Genomic DNA, 18,130 nt, shown 5'->3' on the forward strand with positions numbered 1-18,130 from the left:
GGGTAGACTATCGATCCATGACAGTTCGCAGGCTTCGATTGCTCGGGGATCCTGTGCTCAATGAAGTAGCTCAAGAGGTTACTGAGTTTGGCGCTCGGATTCGCACGCTGGTCAATGACATGTTCGACACAATGGATAACGCAGGTGGTGTTGGCTTGGCTGCAAATCAGATTGGCCACAGCCAGAGGGTGTTCGTCTTCGATTGCCAGGGGCTTCGGGGACACATTGTGAACCCGTCGTGGTCGCCGCTTTCTGGGGATAGTCAGCTGGGTACTGAAGGGTGTCTGTCCATTCCCGGTGTTAGGGCCGATGTGGAGCGATATCGCTCCGTAGTCTGCAACGGTGTCGACGCAGAGGGACATCCGTTGTCGATCCTGGGAACAGGACTCCTCGCGCGGTGCATTCAGCACGAGACTGACCACCTTGACGGCGTTGTGTTCTTGGAGCGTCTGTCTGCGGAAGAAAAGAAACAAGCTATGTCACAAGTTCGAACATCAACGTGGTGGAAGGAACGGTAATGCGTATTGTGTTTGCTGGGACGCCAGAACCTGCAGTCGTGGCGCTGGAGGCGTTGCTTCATTCAGAGCATGAAGTAGTTGCGGTGCTCACGCGCCCTGACGCGCCGAAGGGGAGGGGGCGGACGCTTCACCCGTCGCCCGTTAAGAAAGTTGCGCTTGAGCATGGCATTGAAGTACTTGAGCCGAAGACATTGCGTGGTAATGCAGAAATCGTCGAACGTCTACGTGCGATTGCTCCAGATGCGATTCCCGTAGTAGCGTACGGCAACCTTGTTCCACCTGAGCTGCTCGACTTGCCTCAGCACGGGTGGGTGAACCTCCACTTCTCGCTTCTGCCTGAGCTCCGGGGAGCAGCTCCAGTCCAGGCTGCAATCTTGTCGGGATTGACGACGACCGGTGCCACGACATTCCGCATCGATGAGGGACTCGATACAGGTCCAGTTCTGGCTACGTTTGAGGAAGCGATTTTGCCTACCGATACCGCGGACGATCTCTTGACCAGGCTTGCGTACGAGGGTGCTGACTTGCTTGTTGCCACGATGGATGGTCTCGCCAGTGGCAGCATAGTACCGGAACCACAGCCCGTGGATGGCACATATGCCCCGAAAATTCAGAGCAAGGATGCTCGGATTCAGTGGGATTGTGACGCCGAAGTAGTTGATCGTACGATCCGCGCATACACGCCAGGACCTGGTGCGTGGACAATGCTCGGTGAGCAGCGTGTCAAAATCGGGCCGGTGTCGATCGGTGACTCGGATACGCTTGGCGCGGGCGAAGTGGCCGTCGAAAAGAATCGGGTGCGAGTTGGGACTGGGACAGTCGATGTGATCTTGCAAGAGATACAACCGCCTGGGAAGAAGCGTATGGCTGCAGATGCGTGGGGGCGCGGGCTCGCAACCGAGACTATTGAGGCAGGGGTGAAATTTGTATGAGCGGAGGGTTCCGATCCCGGTCTGCGGGGCGTCGTAAGCCTGCGACAGTAAGCAAGAAGACGGCGAAGGTTGCACAAAAGCGAACCAACCAGCAAGCGCCAAAGGTTGATATTGGTGACCCTGCTCGTGAGGCAGCGTGGTCGACGCTGATGCGCGTCGACATAGACGGGGCGTTCGCGAACTTGGTCTTGCCAGGAATACTCCGTGAACACAAGGTGCGCGGCAAGGATGCTGCATTTGCCACGGAGCTGACGTATGGAGCACTGCGATCGCTCGGAGTGATTGATGCAGTTCTTCAGGAGTGCTCGAGCCGCGCTATTGCTGATCTCGATGCTGAGGTACGCGCAGCTCTGCGATTAGGCGCTTACCAGTTGCTGTACACCAGAGTCGGGCAGCATGCCGCGGTTGATACTTCTGTGCGCTTGGTTATCGGCGCTGGGAAACAGGGCGCGAAAGGTTTTGTTAATGCGGTGCTGCGAACGATGAGTCGGCAACCCTCGAAGCACTGGATAGACACCTGCAAGCCCAATGAGCCACTGGAGCGCATCGCGTTCGAGCACGCGCATCCTGTTTGGATTGCTCGTTCTTTTGCAACGGCGTTAGGGGTTGAAGCAGATGATCCGGAGCTGGCCGAGGCCCTCGAAGCTGACTCGGAGCGTCCCATCGTGCATCTTGTCGCACGGCCCGGCGAGATCTCCGCGGAGGAGTTGGCACTCATCACTGGTGGCGACATTGGCAAGTACTCCCCGTATGCCGTGTATTTGCCTGAGGGGAACCCAGGTGAGCTGCAGCCGGTACGTGATGGTTTCGCAGCGGTACAAGACGAAGGCTCTCAGTTGATAGCACGGGCACTTGTCCAAGCGACCGTCGCTGACGACCAGGGACGCTGGTTGGACCTCTGCGCAGGCCCGGGTGGCAAGGCTGCATTCATCGGTTCCTTGGCGGCAATTGATGGTGCACGCGTTGATGCAGTCGAGGTTGCGCCTCACCGTGCGGAGCTTGTGCAGAAGGCGACGAAAGGTTTGCCGGTCAGTGTTCGCACAGGGGACGCGACAACCATTGAGCTCGAGTCTGGATACGACCGAGTGCTTGTCGACGCCCCCTGTTCCGGCCTCGGATCGTTGAGGCGTCGGCCTGAAGCACGCTGGACGAAGCACGAGTCAGATATCGCTTCGCTCACCCAGCTACAGCTCAAGCTGCTCAACATAGCCATTACTGCGACAAAACCTGGTGGCGTAATCGTGTACTCGACATGTTCGCCAGATATTCGGGAGACCAGAGGCATCGTTGACGCTGTGCTGGCCACAGGCGAAGTCGAGGAGTGCGATGCACAGCAACTTGTTGCGCCAATGGAAAACGTCGGTCCACATCGTAGTGTGCAGATGTGGCCACACCGCCACGGAACTGACGCAATGTTCTTCGCAGTTCTTCGCAAGAAAACACTAGGGTAGAGGCATGATTTATATTGCGCCGTCCATCCTCGCCGCGAACTATGCAGCTCTCGGCGAAGATGTTGAGAAAGTTCCGAACGCCGACATGCTCCACGTAGACATCATGGACGGTCATTTTGTGCCGAACCTTTCTTTTGGTCCGGATGTGACCAAAGCAGTCAACGGGGTGACCGACCAGTTTCTCGACATGCACCTCATGATCGAGGAACCTGAGCAGTGGTTCGAGACCTATGCCAACGCTGGTGGTGATCGAATGATTTTCCACGTCGAGGCAACGAATGACCACGTCGCTGCTGCGAAGCAGTGCCGTGAATTAGGCGTGCAGGCGGGATTTGCTATTAAACCGGGCACACCAATCGAGCCATACCTCGACGATCTTGAGCATTTCGAGGAAGTGCTCGTGATGAGTGTGGAGCCCGGTTTTGGCGGACAGAAGTTCATGCCGGAAGTGCTCTCGAAGGTGTTTACCCTGCGTGACCACATTCGCGCTGCTGGCTTGTCCACGGTAATTGGGATCGATGGTGGCATCGCCAACTCCACAATTGCTCAGGCGGCCGAGGCCGGTGTGGACGCCTTCGTGGCTGGATCCGCAGTATTCGGCGCAGATAATCCCGCTGAAGCAGTAGATACGCTGCGTCGGATGGCAAAGGAAGCGGCTGGCGTCGCGTGATCGAAGCAGCTATCGCAGCAGGGGATGCAGTCCGCGGGACTACGAGTCCCAATCCACCAGTTGGATGTGCGTTGTATAGCCCAGACGGAGTTCTAGTCGCTACCGGCGCGACGGCCCCCGTCGGCGGGCCACATGCGGAGGTTCAAGCACTTCGTAAGGCAGGAGCTCGTGCAGAAGGCGCTACAGCCGTTGTCACGTTGGAGCCGTGTAACCACACTGGACGAACTGGCCCGTGCACAGAGGCACTGATTTCTGCGGGTGTTGCCAAGGTTGTGTATCTCACGGCTGACCCGAATCCTCTCGCTACAGGCGGTGCTCAGCGGCTTGAAGCCGCGGGTATCGACGTCCGCTTCGAGCCTTACCGCGTTGAAGCCCTTCAGCCTTGGATTACCTCTATACGCCACAATCGGGTCAGCGTGACCGCGAAGTTTGCGATGACGTTGGATGGGTTCACCGCAGCGATTGACGGCTCCAGCAAGTGGATTACCGGACCTGAGGCGCGCCAGTTCGTGCACCGTGACCGCGCTCAACGCGACGCCATCATCGTTGGGACCGGAACCGCGATCGCTGACAATCCTTCGCTCACCGCGCGTAGACCGGATGGAAGCCTGTATCCGCACCAGCCTCGCCGCGTTGTAATCGGCACGAGAGAAGTGCCCGAAGGAAACTTACGCGAGCTAGGCTTTTTGCAGTATCCGACCCCTGAGGCAGCATGCGCAGAACTTTGGGAACTTGGCTGCCGTGACGTACTTGTTGAGGGTGGAGCGAATCTCCTCAGCAGCTTCTTTACCCGCGGTGTTGTCGACCGGGTGCAAGCATATATTGCGCCAAAACTGCTAGGCCAAGGTCGCTCGGTGCTGGACGCTGCACTGGCGCGTACGATAGGCGACGCATTCGAATTTAAGATCTGCGACGTGCACCAACTTGGCGAGGACGTATTGATAGAAATGGAGACTGCATAGTGTTTACAGGACTGGTTGAGGAAGTTGGTTCGGTGGCGTCAATCGAGCCACTCGACGACGCAGTTCGGATCCGTATCGGCGCAGAGACCGTACTTGCAGGAGTGGAACTTGGAGACTCGATTGCTGTCGACGGGGTGTGTCTCACAGTAGTTGAGGCCACAGAAAATTCTTTTACTGCAGACGTCATGCTTGAAACTTTGCGTCGTTCCCGTATCGGTGAATACAAGGAAGCAACCCTGGTCAATCTTGAGCGCGCACTAGCAGTGGGAGACCGACTTGGTGGTCACATTGTGCAGGGGCACGTCGATGCAGTGGCGACACTTCAACATCGCTCGCCTGGTGAGCACTGGGACGTACTGCGGTTTTCGCTCCCTGAAAAAGTACGAAAGTACGTGGTGGAAAAGGGCTCTATCACGATCAGCGGGATCTCGTTGACCGTCTCTGCAGTAGGAGATGGTTGGTTTGAAGTCTCGCTCATCCCTGCGACCCTACAGGCGACGACCGCAGGTTCATGGAAATCAGGCGATTCGGTCAACATCGAAGTCGATATCATTGCCAAATACGTTGAGAACATGGTGAGGCACTAACATTGGGTTCCATGAATGCTCCTCAGGACTCCGTTGGACGTAATTCGCAGCTAGACACCGTCGAAGATGCAGTAGCAGCTATTGCTCGCGGTGAAGCAGTCGTTGTTGTTGACAACGAGGATAGGGAGAACGAGGGGGATCTTATTTTTGCCGCCGAGTTCGCCACCCCGGAACTCGTAGCGTTTATGGTGCGCTACACCTCCGGATACATTTGCGTCCCGCTCGAGGACGAGCGTGCGGATGAGCTCCAACTGCCGCCCATGGTTGCTCATAATGAGGACGCCCGCGGCACCGCGTACACGGTCACTGTCGATGCAGCGACAGGATCGACAGGTATTTCCGCAACATCGAGAGCTGAGACTATTCGACGCCTCGTCGATACGAAGTATGGGCCGCATGACTTCACTCGTCCGGGCCATATCGTGCCTCTGCGCGCACGCAAGGGAGGGGTGCTCACGCGGGATGGACATACCGAGGCCTCAATCGATCTCGCGCGCTTGGCAGGACTTACTCCGTGCGGTGTGTTGTGTGAAATCGTGTCCGAGGAGGATCCGACGGATATGGCGCGGTTTGATGAACTGCGCAAGTTCAGCGACCGGCACGGTCTCAAGATGATCTCCATCGAGCAGCTTATTGCTTATCGACGCCGCCATGAGATGACAGTCGAGCGCACTGTCGAAACCAAGTTGCCGACCGAGTTCGGTACGTTTGCCGCGTACGGTTATCGCAATCGCATCGATGGTTCCGAGCACATCGCATTGGTAGTCGGGGACGTCGCGAACTGTGACGATGTACTTGTGCGGGTTCACTCCGAGTGCTTGACGGGGGATGCCTTTGCGTCGAAGCGGTGCGACTGTGGTCCGCAGCTCCATGAGTCCATGCGCCGGATTCAGGAAAAGGGTTGTGGTGTGCTCGTGTATGTTCGCGGGCACGAGGGGCGCGGTATCGGACTCCTCGCCAAGCTCGAGGCCTATCGCCTGCAAGACCAGGGCCTTGACACCGTTGATGCCAACCTTGAGCAGGGGCTGCCCGTCGATGCCCGAGAGTATTCGGTTGCCGGACAGATTTTGAAAGACCTTGGTATCATTTCGTTTACACTGTTATCCAATAATCCGGAAAAGGTGGAAGCGCTCAGCGGCTTCGGTCCGATCGTGAAAGAGCGGGCTCGAATCGAAATTGTGCCTACTCACGAGAACATCCGGTATTTACAAACCAAGCAGTTGCGCATGGGGCATGATCTCCCGTTGGCTGCTTCGTGGACTGAGCAGGAGGACGATTAGATGGCAAGTGTCGGTGCACCTGATGCGCAGACGATAAGTGGCGAGGGCTATACAGTCGCCATTGTTTCGACACTGTGGAACCAGAAAATCGTGGAGCGTCTCCGGGACCGGGCGATCTCGACTGCCCGAGAAATGGGTGCTAAGTATGCGGAATTTACCGTCGCTGGCGCGTTAGAATTGCCGGTTGTGGTGCAGGCCTGTGCTCAGCGTTACGACGCTGTCGTAGCGCTAGGGTGCGTAATTCGAGGTGAGACGGCGCACTTTGAGTACGTTTGTGACTCGGTGACCGCAGGGTTGACCCGCATCGCACTCGACGAATCAACGCCCGTCGGAAACGGAGTACTCACCGTCGAAGAAGAAGACCAGGCCTACGAGCGTGCTGGTGGAGAGGACGCGAAGGAAGACAAGGGCGCGGAAGCCGTGCAGGCAGCAATCGGTGCCCTCATCGAGCTTGAAAAAGTCCGAGCGACCCCGAAGAAACATTCATAACTGAAAGAACGTAGCGTGTGCTACGGCAGCGAGGAGTAAAGAGTAGTGAGCGAAGAACAGTCGGTTGCACGCAAGATTGATGAAGCGGAGCTTGCAGACCTCAACGCACTAGACCCACACGCTTCGATCTCGACTAAGCCGTGGGAGCTGACGATTCGGTCCCCATTTCTGAAGAAAGTCGCAGCTGTATGCATTCTTGTGCTGATGGCCGTGCACATCTTCATGGCCGCCGTCGTTGACGTGGAATTTTCGGGCCTCACAATTACGTGGCTCGACAAGTTTGCTTTCGTTGGAGTCGGTATCATCCTCTCGATTCTGACCTGGCTCGTGTTGACGCGGCCGTGCGTCCAGGTCAATGAGGATGGTGTCGAGGTAGCCAACATTATCGGGACGCGATTTTACCCCTGGCTAGTTATCTATGGGCTTTCGTTCCCAAAGGGCGCCCGAATGGCCAGGCTAGAGCTTCCAGACTTTGAATACGTTCCACTGTGGGCGATTCAGGCTGCAGATAAAGAGCTAGCGTTGCATGCAGTTGCGGAGTTCCGCGAGCTCGAAGCTAAGTACATGCCGTCAGAATAGGGAGCGCGGAGCGTTTTGGCTGATCCCACTTCCTACCGTCCGGCTCCAGGGACGATCCCCACCGACCCAGGTGTTTATAAGTTTCGCGACCCTCATGGTCGCGTCGTCTACGTCGGTAAGGCGAAGAACCTGCGAGCTCGACTCAGCAACTATTTCCAGCCACCGGCGCAGCTCCATCCGCGAACGCGCCAGATGGTATTTACCGCCAGCTCCGTGGAGTGGACGGTTGTAGCGAGCGAAGTTGAGGCGCTGCAGCTTGAGTACACGTGGATCAAGAAATTCGATCCCTGGTTCAACGTCATGTACCGGGATGACAAGACGTATCCCATGCTCGCTGTGAGCGTGAAAGAGCGCTACCCCCGGGCATTCTTCTACCGGGGGCCGAAACGAAAAGGTGTCCGCTACTTTGGGCCGTTCTCGCACGCGTGGGCCGTACGCGAAACGCTTGATCTATTGACGAGAGTGTTTCCGATTCGTACCTGTTCGAACGGTGTGTTTAATCGACATGAGTCGCTCGGGAGACCATGCCTGTTGGGCTACATCGATAAGTGTTCGGCACCGTGCGTACAACGTGTTGATCAACAGGAATATGACGAGATTGTTGCCGGGTTCCTCTCGTTTATGGGCGGACGAACAGAGCACGTTGTCAGATCCCTCAAGCAGCAAATGGCTACTGCGGCAGAAGAACTCGAGTTTGAAAAGGCAGCGCGTCTTCGCGATGACCTTGGCGCACTGGACAAAGTGATGGAGCGCCAAGCCGTAGTGCTCAGCAGCGATACGGATGCTGACATCATTGCTATCGACAGCGATGAGCTGGAAGCAGCTGTGCAAATCTTTAACGTTCGTGGTGGTCGCATTCGTGCCCAGCGAGGCTGGGTCGTTGAGAAGACCGGCGACGAACCCGGCAGTTTGGACCGGTTAGAAGAGGGGGAAAAGGACCCTGCAGTTCCCACACTGATGCAGGACTTTCTGGTTCAGTACTACTCAGATGCCGTTGAGCGTGACGCCCAGGAGCGAAAAGAAGACCTACAGATTACAGAGCAATTCCGACGAAGGGGCGTCGATAAGCAATCGCATCGCGAAGCGGTGCCGAGTATTCCGGTGCCGCGTGAAATCCTTGTTGCGGAACTTCCAGAAGAGTTGGCCGACGTCTCTACGCTATTGACACAGCTTCGAGGTGCGCAGGTTGACATCCGCGTGCCGCAACGTGGCGACAAAGCAGCGTTGCTGGAGACAGTCCACCGCAATGCCGCTGAAGCACTCCATCAGCACAAGCTGAAACGCGTAGGCGATCTCACTGCCCGTTCACAGGCATTGCAGGATATTCAGTCGGCGCTTGGCATGGATGAAGCTCCGTTACGAATTGAGTGCACCGACATTTCTCATATTCAGGGCACAGACGTTGTGGCGTCGCTGGTTGTGTTTGAAGATGGTCTGCCGAAGAAGAACGATTACCGGCGATACCAAATTAAAGAAGCAGCCGGCGATGGGCGCTCCGATGATGTTGGATCGATAGCTGAGGTCACTCGACGGAGGTTTAAGCGCTACCACGAGGACAAACTCGCCAATCCCGACGAAGAAGTAAGCAAGATGATGTTTGCGGAGGAGGCGAGTGAGGTCGCTTCCACCGGCAATCAACGATTTGCCTATCCACCACAATTGTTTATCGTCGACGGCGGAAAACCACAGGTAAACGCAGCGCAGGCGGTATTTGATGAGCTTGGTATCGTGGATGTGCAGCTCATCGGGCTGGCAAAGCGACTGGAAGAAATCTGGGTTGCCGATGACGATGAACCAATCATTTTGCCCAGAAACTGCGAGGGTATGTACCTGCTGCAACAGATACGAGACGAGGCTCATCGCTTCGCGATCACCTATCACAGACAGCAGCGTTCGAAACGGATGAGAGCATCAGTACTGGACAACGTACCGGGGCTGGGGCCTGCTCGGAGAAAAGAACTGGTGAAGCATTTCGGCAGTGTCAAACAGATTCGCAAGGCTTCGCTTGAGCAATTGCAGCAGGTAGCGGGGGTCGGGCCGAAGTTGGCAGAGACGATTTTCGAGCACCTACACAAGGACGTCGAAGCCTAGCTAGTATGGGCCTATGACTTCGCCTTTATTACCTGCATCCGAATCTCGTCGCCCTGTGATAATCACCGGGCTTTCTGGTGGTGGTTTGTCGACTGCCGCGAAAGTTTTTGAAGATAAGGGGTACTTCGTTTCCCAGAATCTGCCTCCGCAGCTCATTCTCGATCTTGTCGAGATGTCAACTGCGGACGATTCCCCCGTTGACCATCTCGCTGTAGTCACTGATGTACGTGCCAGGATGTTCAATGGCTCGTTAATGGAGACGATTGAGGCGATTGAGGCAAAAGGCCTATCTCCGTTCATCTTATTTCTCGACGCCCGCGATGAAGTCCTTATCCGCCGATTCGACAGTGTGCGACGTACGCACCCGTTGCAGGGCAATGACACGCTGAAAGAGGGGATCGAACGGGAGCGAAAGGAGATCGCCCCGGTTCGGGAGCGTGCAGATCTCATTATTGATACGACACACCTCTCAGTTCACGACCTGCGTCGGTCGATTGAGGCCTCTGTTGGCGACCTCTCTGCACCGAAACAGCACGTCACCGTGGAGTCGTTTGGGTTTAAACACGGGACCCCTCGTGATGCGGATTTAGTGTTGGACGTACGGTTTTTGCCAAATCCGTTTTGGATCCCCGAGCTTCGGGAGTTTCGAGGTATCGATGCACCAGTCGCAGACTATGTTCTGTCGCAGCCTGGAGCGAAGGCATTCGTCGATAACTTCTTGACAATGCTGAAGGATATGCTCAAGGGCTACCGTCATGAAGGTAAGGACTTTATCACTGTTGGGATCGGCTGCACTGGCGGGCACCACCGGTCAGTCGCAATTTCGGAGGAGATTGTACGCAGGCTTCGAGAGTCCGATGACGTGGACGTCAACGTCTTGCACCGTGACTTGGAACGCAACTAGCTGCTCTTTATCGTTGGAAAGAAGCACTGATTAAATTATGGGACCTGCATTTACTTGCCTTGGGGGAGGGCACGGTTTATACCAAACACTATTGGCGGCGCGGGCGGCTGAGGCTCGAGCCATCCACGCCGTGGTAACAGTTGCTGACGACGGAGGCTCATCCGGTCGGCTACGCCGTGAGATGGATATCATTCCGCCTGGTGACCTGCGGATGGCGCTCTCAGCCCTGACCGCGGATGACGAAGATGGCGCTCTGTGGAGAGATACATTACAACACCGATTTGGCGGAAATGGAGCGATGGCAGGGCACGCAGTTGGCAATCTGCTCCTTGCCGGACTAAGCGAGGAACTCGGCGATATTCAGCAAGCGTTGGACGTCATCGGCTCATGGACAGGCGCACAGGGCAGGGTTGTTCCTATGAGTCCTATGCCTCTCGACATTGAGGCCGATGTCGCGGGGTTAGACGACGACCCCCGTGTTTTGCGTTCTGTTCGCGGTCAAGTTGCCGTTGCCACCACACCCGGAACTGTGCGACGCGTCCGCCTTTTGCCCCACAATCCTCCCGCAACCGACGAAGCAGTGCAGGCGATCATGGACGCAGAAGTGGTGACAATCGGGCCTGGATCGTGGTTTTCGTCGGTGATTCCGCATCTACTCGTTCCGGACATTGTCCGCGCGTTGAATGAGACGTCCGCGTTGGTAGTTGTAGTGCTGAATCTTTCTCCGGAGGCAGGAGAGACACCGGGATTTAGCACGGAACGCCATATTCATGTCTTCGAGCAGCACGCTCCGAACCTGCATGTTGATGTGTTCCTGGCTGATAACTCAATTAGCCCGACGGAGGGCGAACGCGTTCATCTTGGGCGCGCCGCGGATCGAGTTGGTGCAACTGTACTGTTCCGAGATATTCATGAAGTTGATGATCAGCACCGCAACACAAACCGGCATGATCCACGCAAGCTTGCACATGAGCTGCTATCTCTCGTTCGTGATTTTCACGCATAACGTGCGCTACACTAATCCACCGATGTTTTTGTAGAAAGGATCACTCGGTGTCGCTGACCGCCAAAACCAAAGAAGAGCTGCTTCGAACTCCAATAGGAGCGAAGTCTGCCGCGGCCGCCGAGGCATCCGCGTTAGTTCGGTTTGCAGGAAAACTTGACGCCTCAATCCACGGGGTAACTATGATTGCGGATTTCGCGGAAGAGGCGGTGGCACGTCGCTTAATCCTGATTCTTGAAACTCTTTTCATGAGCTCACCAAAGTTCGCCGTGGTTTCACCTGGCTCGGCGACAAAGGAAACGAAATACGAAGTACGTCTAGATACTGGTGTTGAAGCGCTGTATCGGCGTCTAAATCTTCGGACGCAGTCTGGTCATCTCGTGGTAGGTATGCCCCCGCAAATCGTTTCGGGAGAAATTGCTGAAGTTGAAGCCGCGTGGCGGGGTGCGTTCCTCGCTAGGGGAGCGCTCACAGAGCCGGGCCGAACTGCCGCTTTAGAGGTCGAGTGCCCATGCGAGGAAGCTGGGCTTGCCCTAGTGGGGTTAGCGCGTCGTCTTGGGTGCCACATCAGAATGCGGGAGACTCGCGGTGTTGAGCGTGTACATGTCCGTGATGCGGAGACGATAGGGGTGCTTCTCAGTCGAATGGGTGCGCCTCTTGCTCGCCTGGAGTGGGACGCAAAACTTCGGGAGAAGCAAGCGCAGATGCGTGGCGGTCAACGGTTGGCAACTTTTGACGACGCCAACACCCGCAGAAGCGTACATGCTGCGACGGTAGCCGCTCAGCGTGTGGAACGTGCGATGGAGATCCTCGGCGACGATGTGCCTGAGCATCTCGCCGAAGCCGGATACCTGCGTGTTGAGCACCGGCAAGCCTCGCTTGAAGAACTTGGCCGGTTGGCTGACCCACAGATGACGAAGGATGCGGTCGCTGGGCGAATTCGTCGGCTGTTGTCCCTTGCTGACAAGCGGGCTGCTGAGCTCGGTATAGCGAACACTCGCGGTAAAGACACGAAGGCAACATAGAGCGTTCTGGGGCGCTCCCAGACCGTCCTGTGTGCAACATCACAATTCCGGGGGATAGCGCACAAGCAGCTTCGCCAGATACGCCCCGCGGGGGTAAAAGAGATTACCTTTGTCGTTGTTTGAGTCGCATTAGGTGTGGCTTTGGCGGTAAACAGACATTCATGCTTGGTGAAATTATGAGACGATACCCCCGGTTTCGCCGTCTCTTTGGTGATGCACCTTTAGGGCGTCTCTTGCGGCATCGTGGCCATGCACATGTTGAAATCTCTCGCTAAACTGATGAGCAACGGGCTGAACCAAGGAGCTCACCGAGAACGGAAAGAGATTGGTACCGGCCCATCAGCAAGTCTCAACAATTTCCGACATAGAGGAGTAAAGACTGTGACTATTCGTATTGGCATTAATGGCTTTGGTCGTATCGGCCGCTCGGCATTCCGCATCATCCTGGATCAGTACTCGAGCGACCTTGAGGTCGTGAAGATTAATGACCTGACCGACAACAAGACTTTGGCCCACCTTGTCAAGTACGACACAGCGTATGGCCAGCTCGGCCGCGACGTTGAGTACGACGAGTCCTCCATCACCGTTGATGGTCACCGCATCGAGGTTACCGAAGAGAAGGACCCATCCAAGCTCGCATGGGGCGACGCAAACGTCGACATCGTCCTTGATTGCACCGGCCGCTTCACCGATGGCAATGACGCAAAGGCTCACATCGAGGCTGGCGCTAAGAAGGTCATCATCTCCGCACCGGGTAAGAACGTCGATGGCACCTACGTCTGGGGCGTCAACCACACCGACTACAGCAATGATCAGCAGATTATCTCCGCTGCATCTTGCACCACGAACTCCCTTGCACCAGTCGCGAAGATTCTGGAAGAGCAGTTCGGCATCAAGTCCGGTCTGATGACCACCATTCACGCTTACACTGGCGACCAGCGCATTCAGGACGCACCTCACAAGGACCTGCGTCGTGCCCGTGCAGCAGCTCAGAACATCGTCCCAACGACGACGGGTGCTGCTAAGGCAGTTGCCCTGGTTCTGCCTGCACTTGAGGGCAAGCTGGATGGCTTCGCAATGCGCGTGCCAACGATCACCGGTTCCGCAACCGACCTGACCGTCGAGCTGAGCAAGGACGTCACCGTTGATGAGGTGAACGCAGCAATCAAGAAGGCTGCTCAGGACCCAGAGTTTGGCAAGGCGCTTGAGTACACCGAGGATCCAATCGTTTCCTCCGACATCATCGGCAACACCCATGGTTCCATCTTCGATGCTGGGATGACCCGCGTCATCGACGGCAACCTGGTCAAGCTGATTGCTTGGTACGACAACGAGTGGTCCTACACCTCTCAGTTTGTCCGCATGACGAAGCACGTCGCGGATAACTTGGCATAAGACCTAGAACGGCCCGGGTGTGCAGTACGCACACTTCGGGCCATTTCTTTCGCTACTGTTTGAAAAGAAAACTACTGCAAACAACAGTCAACTGAGGAGAGTCCCATGACAATGAAAACGCTGCAACAGCTTCTGGATGAAGGCGTCGAAGATCGCCACATCCTGGTCCGTTCTGACTTCAACGTTCCGCTTGATGAGGACGGCAATATTACCGATGCTGGTCGTATCGACGCATCACTGCCAACTTTGAAGGCGCTCTTGGAAGGTGGCGCGAAAGTCATTGTCATGGCTCACCTCGGCCGCCCAAAGGGGGAAGTGAACCCTAAGTTCTCCTTGAAGCCAGTGGCTGAAGCCCTAAGTGAGCGCCTAGGTCAGTTCGTAGCGCTCGCCGGTGATGTTTCTGGTGAGGATGCACATGAGCGGGCAAATGGGCTTACCGGTGGCGAGATTCTGCTTCTCGAGAATGTACGCTTTGACCCACGCGAGACCTCGAAGGACGAGGCTGAGCGCACTGAGTTCGCAGCTGAGCTTGTAGCACTAGCTGCGGACAACGGCGCGTTTGTTTCTGACGGTTTCGGTGTAGTACACCGCGCTCAAACCTCCGTCTACGACGTTGCTAAGAAGCTTCCTGCCTACGCTGGTTACCTCGTCGAGAAGGAAGTCAAGACTCTGAGCAAGGTGAAGGATGCTCCAGATCATCCATACGTTGTTGTGCTTGGCGGTTCGAAGGTTTCCGACAAGTTGGGAGTCATCGAGGCACTTGCGGCGAAGGCCGACAAGGTAATTATCGGTGGCGGCATGTGCTACACCTTCCTGGCTGCACAGGGCTACAACGTTCAAAACTCTTTGTTGCAGGAAGACATGATTGAGACCTGCAAGGACCTCATCGGCCGTTTCGGCGACAAGCTGCTATTGCCTGAGGACCTGATCGCAGCGTCTGAGTTTGCAAAGGATGCAGAGAAGCAGACCGTCGCGGCCGACGCTATTCCGGAAGGCTGGATGTCTCTCGACATTGGCCCGAAGACTGCCGCGCGTTATGGTGAGGCGCTGAAGAGCTCGAAGACCGTGTTCTGGAACGGGCCAATGGGCGTTTTCGAGTTTCCAGCGTTCGCCTCTGGCACAAAAGCCGTTGCTGAAGCAATGATCGCTGCTACGAAGGACAACGGGTCCTTCACGGTGGTCGGTGGCGGCGATTCCGCAGCATCTGTTCGCATTCTGGGCCTCGATGAGGCTGGGTTCTCCCACATCTCTACGGGCGGTGGCGCATCGCTCGAGCTGATCGAGGGCAAAGAGCTGCCCGGCGTTGCTGTACTTGGACAGTAGTCGTTGTTGAAAAGGAGTATGAATATGTCTCGCAAACCACTGATTGCTGGTAACTGGAAGATGAACCACGACCATCTCGAAGCAATCGCTTCGGCCCAGAAACTCGCGTTCGCTTTCCCGAAGGACGGCTATGAGTTCGTGGACGTTGCATTGACCGTGCCGTTTACCGACCTTCGTTCTATCCAGACTCTCGTTGAAGGCGACAAGCTGCAGATCACATATGGTGCACAGGACGTGTCAGCACACGATGCTGGTGCCTACACTGGTGAAGTTTCGGCCACAATGCTGGAGAAGCTTGGCTGCACGTGGGTAGTTGTCGGCCACTCAGAACGCCGTGAGTACCACGGTGAGGACGATGAGCTAGTTTCCCGCAAGGCAAAGAAGGCACTTGAGCACGGCATGAACCCAATCGTGTGTGTCGGTGAGCCGCTAGACATTCGCGAACAAGGCACCCATGTCGACTACGTCGTAGAGCAGACGAAGAAATCCCTGGACGGTTTGAGCAACGAGGAGTTGGAGAAGACCGTCATTGCATATGAGCCGGTATGGGCTATCGGCACTGGCAAGGTTGCCTCTGCCTCCGATGCGCAGGAAGTGTGCCAGGCTATTCGCGGCCTGATCTGTGACTTGGCCGGTGATGCGGTTGCTGATGGCATCCGTATTTTGTACGGCGGATCCGTAAAGACGGAAACTGTCGGTGAGATCATCGCTCAGCCTGATGTTGACGGTGGTCTTGTCGGAGGTGCGTCTCTTGACGGCCAGGATTTCGCGAAATTGGCTGCTGCGGCTGCCCAGGCAGTACAGTAGATTTGCAAGACATGTCGCTCGGACCAGAGCGCGTCGAATAACACCATTCGGTGACTTCGTGTAGTCTGGTCCGAGTTACATCAATGTAGGTTTTATAGTGAGGATTTACCACCATGACGTTGGCTCTTGAGATCGTGCTCGTAATCGCTGCGGTCTTGATGACAGTGTTCGTGCTGCTTCACAAAGGCAAGGGAGGCGGGCTTTCGAGCCTGTTCGGTGGTGGCGTGCAGGCTAACCTGTCCGGCTCCACTATCGTGGAGAAGAACCTCGACCGTTACACGGTTATCATTACGCTCATCTGGCTTGTATGCATCGTGGGCCTGAATCTTATTCAGACTTTTGCTGCTTAGCCGCTAGCAAAAGGCCCGCCTGGAGCAATAAGCTTCCGGCGGGCCTTTTCGTTGGTCAGAAATCCGAATCTGCGGGAATCTAACGTGGTGCCGCGTCGTCGGTGACCCACAAGATCGTTTCTTCCTTGCCGACAGCACCGGCCGCTGGCCAGTCAAGATACTCTGCCCGGTTTGCAACTGCGGACGCAGCTTCTGCCTTCTCTGCACCAGAAACAAGAAGCCAGACCTTTTGTGCTTTCCGAACAGCAGGTAGTGTCAACGAAACACGTTCCGCAGGTGGTTTTGGTGAATCCGTCACAGCAACAACCAGAGCGGCGTCCTCTCTCACAGCAGGCGTATGTGGGAATAGCGAATTAATGTGGCCTTCACCGCCCATTCCCAGTAGATGGAGGTCGAACCCCTCAGGCGCCTCAACTTTCAGGTGCGCTTCATAACGAGTGACAGCGGGCTCCATCGTCCCTCCGTCCAACCCATACCCGAAAATGTTTCCTTCTGGGATATCTATATGATCGAGCAACGCTGCCCGGGCCTGGCCTTCATTCGAATCAGGATGGCTGACGGCTACGTTGCGCTCGTCGCCAAAGAATAGCTTCACCCTGGACCAGTCGATATCTGATGAAACTAGGGCTGCAAGGAACCGGATTCCGGCTGTTCCGCCAGTAAGCACAACACGTGCGGTTCCGTCGCCGTTTACACCACCGGTAGGGGAGCTGTGGATCTCTGAAATCAACGTTTGGAATGCGGAGGTGGAGACGTCGATAAGCTGTTCCAGGTTTGTAAAGGTGTTGGTCTTGACTGTATTGGACATCCGTCGACCCTCTTTCGGTGCGAAGTTAAGGGAGGTTATGTAACAATGCCCGAGCATACATGGCGTCAGGATCGAGGTGGCGTAGCTCCTCAGCGAGGCATTCTGCGTCCGAGCGAGCACTCAGTGCAACAAACGCATCAGGGTATCCCGGTACGGAAACTCGCACGGTGTGCTCATCAACAATTTGTACCTGCACAGAGCCTTGTTCGCAGTCCAGCGATAGGTGTTGGATTGGGGAGCCAGGAATGGCGTCGGCGCCTGCTACGTTTTGCACGGTTACCTCAACGCCAAAGCAGGCATCGAGCCAAGAGGCTGCGATTTGTACGCTTGGATGCTCGGTAATACCGCTGAGCAAGATCCGGCGTGGTTGCTGTTTATAGCGGTCGAAAGCTGAGGCGACAACGCCGCGCCATGGCGTGATTTTAGACCACATCATGTCCGAATCACCTGGGACGTACGCCTTAGCCAGCTGCTCTATGCATTCTGCCCCCATAGTGCGCCACGCATTCGTGATTCTGCGGTGCGCGATATTACCCAGCTCTGCTTCTGCAGGAACATCTGGCACAGTTGTGGGCCACCAAGCAACGATAGGGGTATCGGGCAGCAACAGCGGGGTGACCACCGCGTCAAGATGCTGGGTAAGTTCACCGTGGAGAGTCATGACAACCATCTCAGAGGCGCCAGCGTCCGCCGCGACGATTACCTCTGCATCCATCCAGGTTTGCTCGCTCTGGCAGTCGAGCAACAAGACGAGAACTCGAGCCGGGTGCTCCATGGTCGCGTTCCGGACCGTCTCCAGAATAGAATCGACATCATCCTCGGCATGTGCAGCGACCAAGAGTGTGAGCACGCGCCCAGTCGCCAACGAGTAATTTTCACGAGCCTCTAGGAGCGCTGTGGACACATCGCGGGTGGTCGTGTCGGGAAGAGTGACAATCAAGGATTAAGCCTCACGT

At 56.1% G+C, this 18,130-nt stretch carries 19 protein-coding genes; 17 read left to right on the forward strand and 2 right to left on the reverse strand.

Annotated features, from left to right (window positions below; genetic code table 11):
* Positions 1-17: 17 nt before the first annotated feature.
* The 17 genes from def (at position 18) to secG (ending at position 16,366) form a co-directional block, all read left to right on the forward strand.
* Positions 18-518 (forward strand): peptide deformylase, encoded by a 501-nt coding sequence (def, locus tag HMPREF3170_RS00565; protein ID WP_070477062.1) that lies wholly within the window; start codon positions 18-20, stop codon positions 516-518.
* Positions 518-1,450: a methionyl-tRNA formyltransferase gene (gene fmt, locus HMPREF3170_RS00570; RefSeq protein WP_070477064.1), complete on the forward strand. Its 933-nt coding sequence runs from the start codon at positions 518-520 to the stop codon at positions 1,448-1,450. Before def ends, fmt begins: the two co-directional genes overlap by 1 nt.
* Positions 1,447-2,901, forward strand: coding sequence for an RsmB/NOP family class I SAM-dependent RNA methyltransferase (locus tag HMPREF3170_RS00575; RefSeq protein ID WP_070477065.1), 1,455 nt, complete (start codon positions 1,447-1,449; stop codon positions 2,899-2,901). Before fmt ends, HMPREF3170_RS00575 begins: the two co-directional genes overlap by 4 nt.
* Positions 2,902-2,905: 4 nt before the next feature.
* Positions 2,906-3,571 carry a ribulose-phosphate 3-epimerase gene (gene rpe / locus HMPREF3170_RS00580; RefSeq protein ID WP_070362413.1) on the forward strand — a complete coding sequence of 222 codons (666 nt, stop codon included), beginning with the start codon at positions 2,906-2,908 and terminating at the stop codon, positions 3,569-3,571.
* A complete protein-coding gene (gene ribD, locus HMPREF3170_RS00585; RefSeq protein ID WP_141742148.1) occupies positions 3,571-4,533 on the forward strand; it encodes a bifunctional diaminohydroxyphosphoribosylaminopyrimidine deaminase/5-amino-6-(5-phosphoribosylamino)uracil reductase RibD in 963 nt (320 codons plus the stop codon). The genes rpe and ribD overlap by 1 nt, the downstream gene beginning before the upstream one ends.
* Positions 4,533-5,120 (forward strand): riboflavin synthase, encoded by a 588-nt coding sequence (locus HMPREF3170_RS00590; RefSeq protein WP_070362415.1) that lies wholly within the window; start codon positions 4,533-4,535, stop codon positions 5,118-5,120. Before ribD ends, HMPREF3170_RS00590 begins: the two co-directional genes overlap by 1 nt.
* 11 nt (positions 5,121-5,131) lie before the next feature.
* Positions 5,132-6,400 carry a bifunctional 3,4-dihydroxy-2-butanone-4-phosphate synthase/GTP cyclohydrolase II gene (locus tag HMPREF3170_RS00595; protein ID WP_070477191.1) on the forward strand — a complete coding sequence of 423 codons (1,269 nt, stop codon included), beginning with the start codon at positions 5,132-5,134 and terminating at the stop codon, positions 6,398-6,400.
* The gene (ribH, locus tag HMPREF3170_RS00600) at positions 6,401-6,889 is read left to right on the forward strand and encodes a 6,7-dimethyl-8-ribityllumazine synthase (protein WP_070362416.1); all 489 of its coding nucleotides are present in this window, start codon (positions 6,401-6,403) and stop codon (positions 6,887-6,889) included.
* A gap of 45 nt (positions 6,890-6,934) precedes the next feature.
* Entirely contained in the window at positions 6,935-7,468 is a 534-nt protein-coding gene (locus HMPREF3170_RS00605; protein ID WP_070477068.1) for a PH domain-containing protein, read from the forward strand.
* A 15-nt stretch (positions 7,469-7,483) separates the two neighbouring features.
* Positions 7,484-9,559 carry an excinuclease ABC subunit UvrC gene (uvrC, locus tag HMPREF3170_RS00610; protein ID WP_070362418.1) on the forward strand — a complete coding sequence of 692 codons (2,076 nt, stop codon included), beginning with the start codon at positions 7,484-7,486 and terminating at the stop codon, positions 9,557-9,559.
* 13 nt (positions 9,560-9,572) lie between these two features.
* Positions 9,573-10,463, forward strand: a complete 891-nt coding sequence (gene rapZ, locus HMPREF3170_RS00615; protein ID WP_070477070.1) for an RNase adapter RapZ — start codon at positions 9,573-9,575, stop codon at positions 10,461-10,463.
* A 37-nt stretch (positions 10,464-10,500) separates the two neighbouring features.
* Positions 10,501-11,469 carry a gluconeogenesis factor YvcK family protein gene (yvcK, locus tag HMPREF3170_RS00620; protein WP_070477072.1) on the forward strand — a complete coding sequence of 323 codons (969 nt, stop codon included), beginning with the start codon at positions 10,501-10,503 and terminating at the stop codon, positions 11,467-11,469.
* A gap of 47 nt (positions 11,470-11,516) precedes the next feature.
* Entirely contained in the window at positions 11,517-12,491 is a 975-nt protein-coding gene (gene whiA, locus HMPREF3170_RS00625) for a DNA-binding protein WhiA (RefSeq protein ID WP_070362421.1), read from the forward strand.
* Between the two features lie 381 nt (positions 12,492-12,872).
* Positions 12,873-13,886, forward strand: a complete 1,014-nt coding sequence (gene gap / locus HMPREF3170_RS00630) for a type I glyceraldehyde-3-phosphate dehydrogenase (protein WP_070362422.1) — start codon at positions 12,873-12,875, stop codon at positions 13,884-13,886.
* A gap of 105 nt (positions 13,887-13,991) precedes the next feature.
* Positions 13,992-15,209, forward strand: coding sequence for a phosphoglycerate kinase (pgk, locus tag HMPREF3170_RS00635; RefSeq protein ID WP_070362423.1), 1,218 nt, complete (start codon positions 13,992-13,994; stop codon positions 15,207-15,209).
* A 24-nt stretch (positions 15,210-15,233) separates the two neighbouring features.
* Entirely contained in the window at positions 15,234-16,016 is a 783-nt protein-coding gene (gene tpiA / locus HMPREF3170_RS00640; RefSeq protein WP_070362424.1) for a triose-phosphate isomerase, read from the forward strand.
* 113 nt (positions 16,017-16,129) lie between these two features.
* The gene (gene secG, locus HMPREF3170_RS00645) at positions 16,130-16,366 is read left to right on the forward strand and encodes a preprotein translocase subunit SecG (protein ID WP_070362425.1); all 237 of its coding nucleotides are present in this window, start codon (positions 16,130-16,132) and stop codon (positions 16,364-16,366) included.
* A gap of 79 nt (positions 16,367-16,445) precedes the next feature.
* Here secG and pgl read toward each other — a convergent pair whose 3' ends face one another.
* Together pgl and HMPREF3170_RS00655 are read right to left on the reverse strand one after the other, a co-directional pair.
* Positions 16,446-17,174, reverse strand: a complete 729-nt coding sequence (gene pgl / locus HMPREF3170_RS00650) for a 6-phosphogluconolactonase (RefSeq protein WP_070362426.1) — start codon at positions 17,172-17,174, stop codon at positions 16,446-16,448.
* A 25-nt stretch (positions 17,175-17,199) separates the two neighbouring features.
* The gene (locus tag HMPREF3170_RS00655) at positions 17,200-18,114 is read right to left on the reverse strand and encodes a glucose-6-phosphate dehydrogenase assembly protein OpcA (protein ID WP_070362427.1); all 915 of its coding nucleotides are present in this window, start codon (positions 18,112-18,114) and stop codon (positions 17,200-17,202) included.
* Positions 18,115-18,130: the final 16 nt, after the last annotated feature.

Origin of the sequence: Corynebacterium sp. HMSC08D02 (assembly GCF_001807505.1) — a bacterium.
GTDB lineage: Bacteria > Actinomycetota > Actinomycetes > Mycobacteriales > Mycobacteriaceae > Corynebacterium > Corynebacterium pseudogenitalium.

Bases quoted from the DNA above. Each gene is read 5' to 3' on its own strand.
- def (WP_070477062.1), top strand. From the start codon at position 18: ATGACAGTTCGCAGGCTTCGATTGCTCGGGGATCCTGTGCTCAATGAA.
- fmt (WP_070477064.1), top strand. From the start codon at position 518: ATGCGTATTGTGTTTGCTGGGACGCCAGAACCTGCAGTCGTGGCGCTG.
- HMPREF3170_RS00575 (WP_070477065.1), top strand. From the start codon at position 1,447: ATGAGCGGAGGGTTCCGATCCCGGTCTGCGGGGCGTCGTAAGCCTGCG.
- rpe (WP_070362413.1), top strand. From the start codon at position 2,906: ATGATTTATATTGCGCCGTCCATCCTCGCCGCGAACTATGCAGCTCTC.
- HMPREF3170_RS00595 (WP_070477191.1), top strand. From the start codon at position 5,132: ATGAATGCTCCTCAGGACTCCGTTGGACGTAATTCGCAGCTAGACACC.
- ribH (WP_070362416.1), top strand. From the start codon at position 6,401: ATGGCAAGTGTCGGTGCACCTGATGCGCAGACGATAAGTGGCGAGGGC.
- rapZ (WP_070477070.1), top strand. From the start codon at position 9,573: ATGACTTCGCCTTTATTACCTGCATCCGAATCTCGTCGCCCTGTGATA.
- yvcK (WP_070477072.1), top strand. From the start codon at position 10,501: ATGGGACCTGCATTTACTTGCCTTGGGGGAGGGCACGGTTTATACCAA.
- pgk (WP_070362423.1), top strand. From the start codon at position 13,992: ATGACAATGAAAACGCTGCAACAGCTTCTGGATGAAGGCGTCGAAGAT.
- tpiA (WP_070362424.1), top strand. From the start codon at position 15,234: ATGTCTCGCAAACCACTGATTGCTGGTAACTGGAAGATGAACCACGAC.
- secG (WP_070362425.1), top strand. From the start codon at position 16,130: ATGACGTTGGCTCTTGAGATCGTGCTCGTAATCGCTGCGGTCTTGATG.
- pgl (WP_070362426.1), bottom strand. From the start codon at position 17,174: ATGTCCAATACAGTCAAGACCAACACCTTTACAAACCTGGAACAGCTT.